11 protein-coding genes and 1 pseudogene are annotated in these 7,398 nt (G+C 69.7%); 6 read left to right on the top strand and 6 right to left on the bottom strand.

Features of this window, described 5'->3' with window-relative positions; translation table 11 throughout:
• The first annotated feature begins 94 nt into the window (after positions 1–94).
• The 6 genes and pseudogenes from ctaD (at position 95) to VJT49_RS22920 (ending at position 3,139) form a co-directional block, all read left to right on the top strand.
• Complete coding sequence (ctaD, locus tag VJT49_RS22895; RefSeq protein WP_324166948.1) at positions 95–1,879, top strand: cytochrome c oxidase subunit I; 1,785 nt, start codon at positions 95–97, stop codon at positions 1,877–1,879.
• A 56-nt stretch (positions 1,880–1,935) separates the two neighbouring features.
• On the top strand, positions 1,936–2,331 hold the full coding sequence (locus VJT49_RS22900) for a phage holin family protein (RefSeq protein WP_324166949.1): 396 nt from the start codon (positions 1,936–1,938) through the stop codon (positions 2,329–2,331).
• Complete coding sequence (locus VJT49_RS22905; protein WP_324166950.1) at positions 2,324–2,530, top strand: hypothetical protein; 207 nt, start codon at positions 2,324–2,326, stop codon at positions 2,528–2,530. The genes VJT49_RS22900 and VJT49_RS22905 overlap by 8 nt, the downstream gene beginning before the upstream one ends.
• A gap of 5 nt (positions 2,531–2,535) precedes the next feature.
• Positions 2,536–2,823: a DUF3140 domain-containing protein gene (locus VJT49_RS22910; protein ID WP_324166951.1), complete on the top strand. Its 288-nt coding sequence runs from the start codon at positions 2,536–2,538 to the stop codon at positions 2,821–2,823.
• Positions 2,817–2,969 (top strand): annotated as a pseudogene (locus VJT49_RS22915) (DUF3140 domain-containing protein); the annotation flags it as partial. The gene VJT49_RS22910 and the pseudogene VJT49_RS22915, both read left to right, overlap by 7 nt.
• Positions 2,966–3,139 carry a hypothetical protein gene (locus tag VJT49_RS22920; protein ID WP_324166952.1) on the top strand — a complete coding sequence of 58 codons (174 nt, stop codon included), beginning with the start codon at positions 2,966–2,968 and terminating at the stop codon, positions 3,137–3,139. The pseudogene VJT49_RS22915 and the gene VJT49_RS22920, both read left to right, overlap by 4 nt.
• Here the strand turns inward: VJT49_RS22920 and VJT49_RS22925 are convergent.
• From VJT49_RS22925 to VJT49_RS22950, 6 genes are all read right to left on the bottom strand, one after another.
• A complete protein-coding gene (locus VJT49_RS22925) occupies positions 3,136–3,762 on the bottom strand; it encodes a pyridoxamine 5'-phosphate oxidase family protein (protein ID WP_324166953.1) in 627 nt (208 codons plus the stop codon). The two genes, VJT49_RS22920 and VJT49_RS22925, sit on opposite strands and share 4 nt — an antisense overlap.
• A gap of 9 nt (positions 3,763–3,771) precedes the next feature.
• Positions 3,772–3,933 (bottom strand): hypothetical protein, encoded by a 162-nt coding sequence (locus VJT49_RS22930; RefSeq protein WP_324166954.1) that lies wholly within the window; start codon positions 3,931–3,933, stop codon positions 3,772–3,774.
• A gap of 239 nt (positions 3,934–4,172) precedes the next feature.
• Entirely contained in the window at positions 4,173–4,448 is a 276-nt protein-coding gene (locus tag VJT49_RS22935; RefSeq protein ID WP_324166955.1) for a FitA-like ribbon-helix-helix domain-containing protein, read from the bottom strand.
• Positions 4,449–4,492: 44 nt separating this feature from the next.
• A complete protein-coding gene (gene ispH / locus VJT49_RS22940; RefSeq protein ID WP_324166956.1) occupies positions 4,493–5,746 on the bottom strand; it encodes a 4-hydroxy-3-methylbut-2-enyl diphosphate reductase in 1,254 nt (417 codons plus the stop codon).
• Positions 5,747–5,758: 12 nt separating this feature from the next.
• On the bottom strand, positions 5,759–6,751 hold the full coding sequence (locus VJT49_RS22945; RefSeq protein WP_324166957.1) for a family 2 encapsulin nanocompartment cargo protein polyprenyl transferase: 993 nt from the start codon (positions 6,749–6,751) through the stop codon (positions 5,759–5,761).
• Positions 6,748–7,398, bottom strand: a 651-nt coding sequence (locus VJT49_RS22950; RefSeq protein ID WP_324166958.1) for a family 2B encapsulin nanocompartment shell protein, incomplete at its 5' end; no start/stop codon positions are given. The genes VJT49_RS22950 and VJT49_RS22945, both read right to left, overlap by 4 nt.

Genomic DNA, 7,398 nt, shown 5'->3' on the forward strand with positions numbered 1-7,398 from the left:
GGGAAAGAACTCGCCCGGGGGTTGATTCCGGTTTCCGGTCGGCGCACAGTGGGTGGGCGAGCTCTGCACGGTGCGCGACCAGGCGGAGGAGCACATGACGGAACTGCGGGCGCGGCCCATCCCCGTTGCTGACCGGTACACGCTGCCGGCCCGGCACCGGCGCGGTGCGGCCCTGGTGCGCCTGGCCAGCACCACCGACCACAAGGTGATCGGGTGGTTGTATCTGTTCACCTCGCTGGCGTTCTTCATGATCGGTGGGGCCATGGCCCTGCTCATGCGCGCCGAGTTGGGCAGGCCCGGCCTGCAGTTCCTGTCGCAGGAGCAGTACAACCAACTGTTCACCATGCACGGCACGATCATGCTGCTGCTGTACGCGACGCCGAACGTGTTCGCCTTCGCCAACCTCGTCCTGCCGCTGCAGATCGGCTCCCCGGACGTCGCCTTCCCCCGGCTGAACGCGTTCTCGTACTGGCTGTTCCTGTTCGGCGGGACGATCGTGCTGAGTTCCTTCCTGACTCCCGGCGGTGCGGCCGACTTCGGCTGGACGGCCTACACCCCGCTGTCGAACTTCCAGCACTCGCCGGGCATCGGCGGGAACCTGTGGATCTTCGGGCTGATCGTGTCGGGGCTGGGCACCATCCTGGGCGCGGTCAACATGCTCACCACGATCGTGACTCTGCGCTGTCCCGGCATGACGATGTGGCGGATGCCGATCTTCACCTGGAACATCCTGTTCACCAGCGTGCTGGTGCTCGCGGTGTTCCCGATCCTGACCGCCGCCTTGTTCGCGCTGGCCGCCGACCGCATCATCGGCGCGCACCTGCTCGACCCGGCCAACGGCGGCGCGATCCTGTGGCAGCACCTGTTCTGGTTCTTCGGTCACCCCGAGGTCTACATCATCGCGCTGCCCTACTTCGGCATCATCACCGAAATAGTGCCGGTGTTCAGCCGGAAACCGCTGTTCGGCTACCGGCTGATGGTGTTCGCCACGCTGGGCATCACCGCGCTGTCGTTCGCCGTGTGGGCGCACCACATGTTCGCCACCGGCGCGGTGCTGCTGCCGTTCTTCTCGATCCTGACGTTCCTGATCGCGGTGCCGACCGGGATCAAGTTCTTCAACTGGATCGGCACGATGTGGAAGGGGCGGCTCTCCTTCGAGACGCCGATGCTGTGGGCGGTCGGGTTCTTGGTGACCTTCCTGCTCGGCGGGCTCACCGGCGTCCTGCTCGCCGCGCCGCCGCTGGACTTCCACATCACCGACTCGTATTTCGTGGTGGCGCACTTCCATTACGTGCTGTTCGGCACGATTGTGTTCGCCACCTTCGCCGGAGTTTATTTCTGGTTCCCGAAGATGTCCGGGAGAATGCTCGACGAGCCGCTGGGCAAGCTGCATTTCTGGACCACGTTCATCGGCTTCCACACCACGTTCCTGGTCCAGCACTGGCTCGGTGACATGGGCATGCCGCGGCGGTACGCAGACTACCTGCCCACGGACGGCTTCAGCGCGCTGAACATGGTTTCCACGATCGGCGCGTTCATCCTCGGGGCGTCGATGCTGCCCTTCGTCTGGAACGTGGTGCGCAGCTGGCGGTTCGGGGAGAAGGTCGAGGTCGACGACCCGTGGGGCTTCGGCAACTCGCTGGAGTGGGCCACCACCTGCCCGCCACCACGGCACAATTTCCTGGAACTGCCGCGGATCCGCTCCGAGCGCCCCGCGTTCGAACTCCATTACCCGCACCTGGTCGAGCGGCTGCACGACGAGGGCCACATCACCCTCACGGGCAGGCCGGTGCCGCATCGCGAGGCCAGGGAAACGCTCTCGGAAAAGGCCGCCGGGGGCACCCAGACCCCCGAATCGGGCCACCACCACGGCGATTAGCGGCCCGGGGCCCGGGGCCCGGGGTAGCCGGATCACAACCACCCCGGGAGGAGAACATGGCTGAGCGAGCTGTGCAGGACCGCTCGATCGCGGAACTGGTGCAGGACATGTCGGACCAGATCCGGCGCCTGGTGCGCGACGAGATGCGGCTGGCCGCCGACGAGCTGAAGCAGAAGGGCCGTCGTGCCGGGGTCGGCGCGGGCCTCGCCGGTCTCGCCGGCATGCTGGCCGCCTACGGCGGTATCGCGCTGGTGGCGGCCGCGGTGTTCGCGCTCGCCCTGGTCCTGCCCGCGTGGCTGTCGGCGCTGCTGGTCGGCGCCGCCCTGCTGCTGGCCGGCGGCCTGGCCGGGCTGATGGGCCGCCGTTCGCTGCGGGCCGCGACACCGCCGGTGCCGGAAGAGGCCGCGGCGAACGTGGCCAAGGACGTCCAGGCGGTGCGTGGTCATGCCTGAGCGGCAGGGATTCCCGTTCGACACCGAGGAAGCCAGGCTGGACGCCGAGCTGACCCGCCAGGAACTGGGCGAGACCGCGCAGGAACTGGCGAACCGCGCCAAGACCACGTCTCAGCGCCTCGTGCTCGGGGCGGGCGCGGCGTTCGGGCTGGGGGTGATCCTGCTGTTCGTCATCCGGAAGTTCCTCGACAGGAGGTGAGGCACATGCCCGATCTGTGGGACGAGTTCCACCGGGTGGTCAACCTGAACTCACGCGAACTGAGCGAGTGGCTGCGTACCCGCGCGGCCGACGAAAACACCGAGGAACTGCCCGACCAGGCAGGCCCGCCCACCGGGAGGCATGTGCTCGAGATCCTGCGCAAGCGGCGGAGCACGCCCGCGACGACCAGCAGCGCACCCATCAGCCCCAGGATTCCCGGCCGCTCGCCGAACAGCAGCCCGGCGGCGAACACGGCCAGCAGCGGCCCACTACCCCGGGCGAGCCCGACCTGACCGAGGACGACAAGCGCGTGATGCGCAAGGTGGTGGACCGGGTGCACGCCGAGCGGCGCGACGACCTGGAGCCCACCGGCGGCCAGGAGAACTGGCGCCACCGGCTGATGTCGATCGGCCATGACCCGCTGAAGGGGGTTCGATGACAGCGCAACGTGGCAGTGGAAAGCACAACCCGCGGGAAGACGACCAGCTCAAGCACGAACTCGAGGGCACCCTTCGCGGCACTGGCCCGACGCGCGCCGAGGAATGGCGTGACCCCGAACCGCCCGCCGACGACGACCCTCAGGTTCCGCCCTTCGAAGAGCCGTCCTAGCTGTAGAGGTGCTCGGCGTAGGACGGGCCGTAGTACTCCTCGAGCGCTTCCAAGGATTGGTTCCTGCGCTCGAGTGTCTTCGAGATGACGGCCCGCGACGGCAACGCGTCGGGCTGCCAGGTCCCGGGCTTCCACATGCCGGAGCGGAGGAATGCCTTGGCGCAGTGGTAGAAGATCTGCTCGATCTCGACCAGCAACGCCACCTTCGGCCGGTGACCCTTCACCAGCATCCGGTCGAAGAACGGCGCGTCGCGGAGGATTCGCGCGCGGCCGTTGATGCGGAGCGTGTCGCCACGGCCGGGGATGAAGTAGAGCAGGCCGACGCGTGGGTTCGTGAGCACGTTGCGGAGCGTGTCGGCCCGCCGGTTGCCGGGGCGGTCCGGAATGACGATCGTGGTGTCGTCGAGGACGAGGGTGAACCCCGGCGGATCGCCCTTGGGGGAGACGTCGCAGCTACCGTCCGCGGCCGCCGTGCCGATCAGGCAGAACGGCGAGTTCGCCAGCCACTGGCGGTCCAGCTCGTGCAGGGTCGCGCGTTCCTTGCCGATCGCCACCGGCTGCGGATGCCCGAGTAGTTCGCGGAGTTCTTCCTCGGACGTGACCTCGCGCAGTGAATCGCTCACATCACGACCTTACGGCTCGATCGAGCGGATCGCGCAAACTGGTTTTTTCTCCAGCGCCGGCAATCCCTGTCCCGGGTGATCAGGGGCGTCGAGGAGTTCGGCGGCCGCGGCGTAGGCGGCGTCGTACGTTGTCAGGGTGTCGCGCAGTTCCCAGATCCGGGACAGCGGCAACCCCGGTCGGCACGACCTCGATGGGCAACTCGTGGACGACTTCGACGATTCGCCGAGGCATGTCTGCCCCCGAGCCCCCGAGCCTACTGTGCCCGTAGCGGAGCAGTACCTGCATGATCTCGAGTCTCAGATGTTCCGGCGCGGCGAGCCGGGTGTACGGGTCAGCGCGACACGCGCCGCCTGCAGGCGAGGCCCCGGAAGCAGCGCGTCGCACCAGACACTCTCGTCGACCACCGCGATCATCGGTAGTCCGCCGCGCGTTCCGCGTCGCGGGCATCGCGTTCGTCACGATCGGCGCGGATCGCCTCGGCCGGGTCGATGTCCACGGTGATCCCGACCTTTGCCCCGAAGACGGCGTCGACCCTGCCGAAAGCGCGCGCCGGCGCAAACCGGGCGGTGTGCTCCCGCGGGACCACGGGCAACTGCTGCCGCACCGACCGGCCGTTCTCCCGGGCCTCGTCACGAAGCGTCTGCGTGAGATCATCCGGCACGTTTCGGATCTGCACGCTGGTCATGAACACAGGTTGGCATGCACCGGTCGCAGGCAAAGGGTGCTTGCTCAGCGGAGCGTCGACGGCAGGGTGAACCGAAGCGTCTCGCGGGTGGTCTCCCGTTCCTCCACGGTGACCGGCCCGAGCCCGCCGAGCGCCTCGATCACCGCGCTGACCAGGCGCGGCGGCGCCGAGGCCCCGGCCGTCAGGCCGATCGTGCGCACCTCGGTCAGCCACAGTGGCTGAATGTCGCCGGTGTCGTCGATGAGGTGCGCCGCCGCGCCGGCCCGCCGGGCCGCTTCCACCAGGCGGATGGAGTTCGACGAGTTGGGGGAGCCGATCACGAGGACGAGATCGGACGCGGCGGCGACGTCCCGCAGGGCGTCCTGACGGTTGCTCGTGGCGTAGCAGATGTCCTCGGAACCCGGTCCCCGCAGCGCGGGGAACCGGCCGCGCAGCACCGCCACCACTTCGGCGGTTTCTTCCACGCTCAGCGTGGTCTGCGTCAGGTAGGAAACCCGCTTGGGATCGGCGACGCGCACCCGCCGCGCCTCTTCGACCGACTGCACCAGGATCATCCGCTCCGGCGCCTCGCCGAGGGTGCCCTCCACCTCCTCGTGCCCGGCGTGCCCGACGAGGATGACGGTGTCGCCGCGCTCGACGAACCGGCGCGCCTCCGAGTGCACCTTGGTCACCAGCGGGCAGGTCGCGTCGACGACCTGCAGATTCCGGAGCCTGGCCGCCGCGCGCACCGCCGGGGAGACCCCGTGCGCCGAGAACACCACGGTCGCGCCCCGCGGCACCTCGTTCAACTCGTCGACGAACACCGCGCCGCGGGCCTGCAGATCGGCGACCACATGGGCGTTGTGGACGATCTGCTTGCGTACGTAGACCGGTCCGCCGCGCTGGTTCAGCAGCCGCTCCACCACCTCGATCGCCCGCTCCACGCCCGCGCAGAACGACCGTGGCGCGGCGAGCAGGATCCGCCGGGACACTCCCGCCACGGCCAGGCACGCGGCCATCGCGCCGCACACCGCCTCGGTCACCCGGGGCGTCGGCCGGGTCACCGCGGCGCCGAGACCGCCGATGCCGGGCAGGACGGCGCGCAACGACACGGCCTCGTGGTCCTCGGTGTCCACGTGCAGGTGCCCGCGGACCGTGCGGACCCCGCGCCGCCGCACCTCCCCGTCGAGGATCGCGACCGCCGGGCAGGCCACGGCCGGCTGATGTGGCCACAGCAGGCTGTCGGCGACCAGCACGACGCCGGGGTCGGGCAGGCCCGGATGGTTGGCGGCGATGATGCTCTGCGCTGCGGTGAACACGGCGTTTCTCCTCTACCAACTTCGGCTGGTGGTCAGGTGGGCCAGGAGTTCGAGATCGCGGGCCGCGGCGGGGTCCGGGTCCGCGGCGCGCAGGTGGGCGAGCGCGCGGTCGCGGAGATCTTCGGCTTCCTCCCGGGCCCACGCGCGGCCCCCGGCCAGTTCGACCAGCCGGGCGGCGCGCGCGAGGTCTTCCTTGGACAGACGATCGGGCTTGCGGTAGAGCGCCGCGAGTTCGGCGCCGGCCGGCGTGCCCGAGCACAGTGCGGCCACGACCGGCAGGCTTTTCTTGCGGTTGGCCAGATCCGAGTGGACCGGTTTGCCGGTCTTCGCGGGCTCCCCCCAGATGCCCAGCAGATCGTCGACGAACTGGAACGCCAGCCCCAGCTTCCGCCCGAACGCGTCGAGCGCGCGGACCTGCTCCGGACTGCCGCCGCCGAACAACGCGCCCAGCGCCGCGGCACAGCCCAGGAGCGCGCCGGTCTTGCCCTCGGCCATCGCGCGACATTCGGCGGGCTCGACATCGTCGCGTTGCTCGAAGGCCAGGTCCGCGCTCTGGCCCTCCACGAGTTCCAGCACCGCCCCGGTCAGCATGCGCAGCCCCGCACCGGCCGCCGGGTGGCCGCTGGCCGCGAGCACCTGCGCGGCGAGGGTGATCAGCGCGTCGCCGGCCAGGATCGCCGGGCCGACACCGAACAGCTTCCACACGGTCGGCCGGTGCCGCCTGGTGTCGTCGCCGTCCATCACGTCGTCGTGCAGCAGCGAGAAGTTGTGCACGAGCTCGATCGCGACCGCGGTGGGCAGGGCCGGTTCCGGGGTGCCCACGGCGCGCGCCGCGAGCAGTGCCACGGCGGGCCGGATGGCCTTCCCGTGCGGCTGCTCATCGTCCCAGCCGAAGTGGTGCCGTGCCAGCGGCCGCATCGAGGGCGGCAACTCGGCCACGGCCGCCCGCAGCGCGGGCTCCACCAGATCCCGCCCCCACGCCAGTACCGTGCTGCCCGCGGTCATGCCGACCGTCCGATTTGGACGTTCTCCAGCACGCCGAGGGCGTCCGGCACGAGCACCGCGACCGAGTAGTAGGCGGATACGAGGTAGGAGATGATCCCCTTCCCGTCGATGCCCATGAACCGCGCGTTCAGCCCCGGATCGATCTCGTCCGGAATCCCGGTCTGCCGCAGCCCGATTACGCCCTGGTGCTTTTCGCCTGTCCGTAACGCCAGGACGGACGTGGTGCCGTGCCAGGAAACCGGGATCTTGTCGCAGGGCAGCAGGGGCACGCCGCGCCAGCCGGGTAAGGACGCCCCGTCGACTTCGGCGCTTCGCGGCGAGACGCCGCGGCTGCTGCATTCGCGGCCGAACGCGGCGATGGCCCGCGGATGGGCGAGGAAGAGTTCGGTCCTGCGCCGGCGCGACAGCAGTTCGTCCAGATCGTCGGGGGTGGGTGGGCCCGTCCGCGTCTGAACGCGCTGCCGGGAGTCGGTGTTGTGCAGCAGGCCGAATTCGGGGTTGTTGACGAGTTCGTGTTCTTGGCGTTCGCGGAGTGCTTCGATGGTGAGGCGGAGTTGTTGTTCGGTTTGGTTCATGGGCTGGTTGTAGAGGTCGGCGACGCGGGTGTGGACGCGGAGCACGGTCTGCGCGACGCCGAGTTCGTATTC

This window comes from Amycolatopsis sp., from assembly GCF_035276945.1.
Classification (GTDB): domain Bacteria; phylum Actinomycetota; class Actinomycetes; order Mycobacteriales; family Pseudonocardiaceae; genus Amycolatopsis_E.

Bases quoted from the DNA above. Each gene is read 5' to 3' on its own strand.
- VJT49_RS22935 (WP_324166955.1), bottom strand. From the start codon at position 4,448: ATGACCAGCGTGCAGATCCGAAACGTGCCGGATGATCTCACGCAGACG.
- ctaD (WP_324166948.1), top strand. From the start codon at position 95: ATGACGGAACTGCGGGCGCGGCCCATCCCCGTTGCTGACCGGTACACG.
- VJT49_RS22945 (WP_324166957.1), bottom strand. From the start codon at position 6,751: ATGACCGCGGGCAGCACGGTACTGGCGTGGGGGCGGGATCTGGTGGAG.
- VJT49_RS22900 (WP_324166949.1), top strand. From the start codon at position 1,936: ATGGCTGAGCGAGCTGTGCAGGACCGCTCGATCGCGGAACTGGTGCAG.
- VJT49_RS22905 (WP_324166950.1), top strand. From the start codon at position 2,324: ATGCCTGAGCGGCAGGGATTCCCGTTCGACACCGAGGAAGCCAGGCTG.
- VJT49_RS22910 (WP_324166951.1), top strand. From the start codon at position 2,536: ATGCCCGATCTGTGGGACGAGTTCCACCGGGTGGTCAACCTGAACTCA.
- VJT49_RS22920 (WP_324166952.1), top strand. From the start codon at position 2,966: ATGACAGCGCAACGTGGCAGTGGAAAGCACAACCCGCGGGAAGACGAC.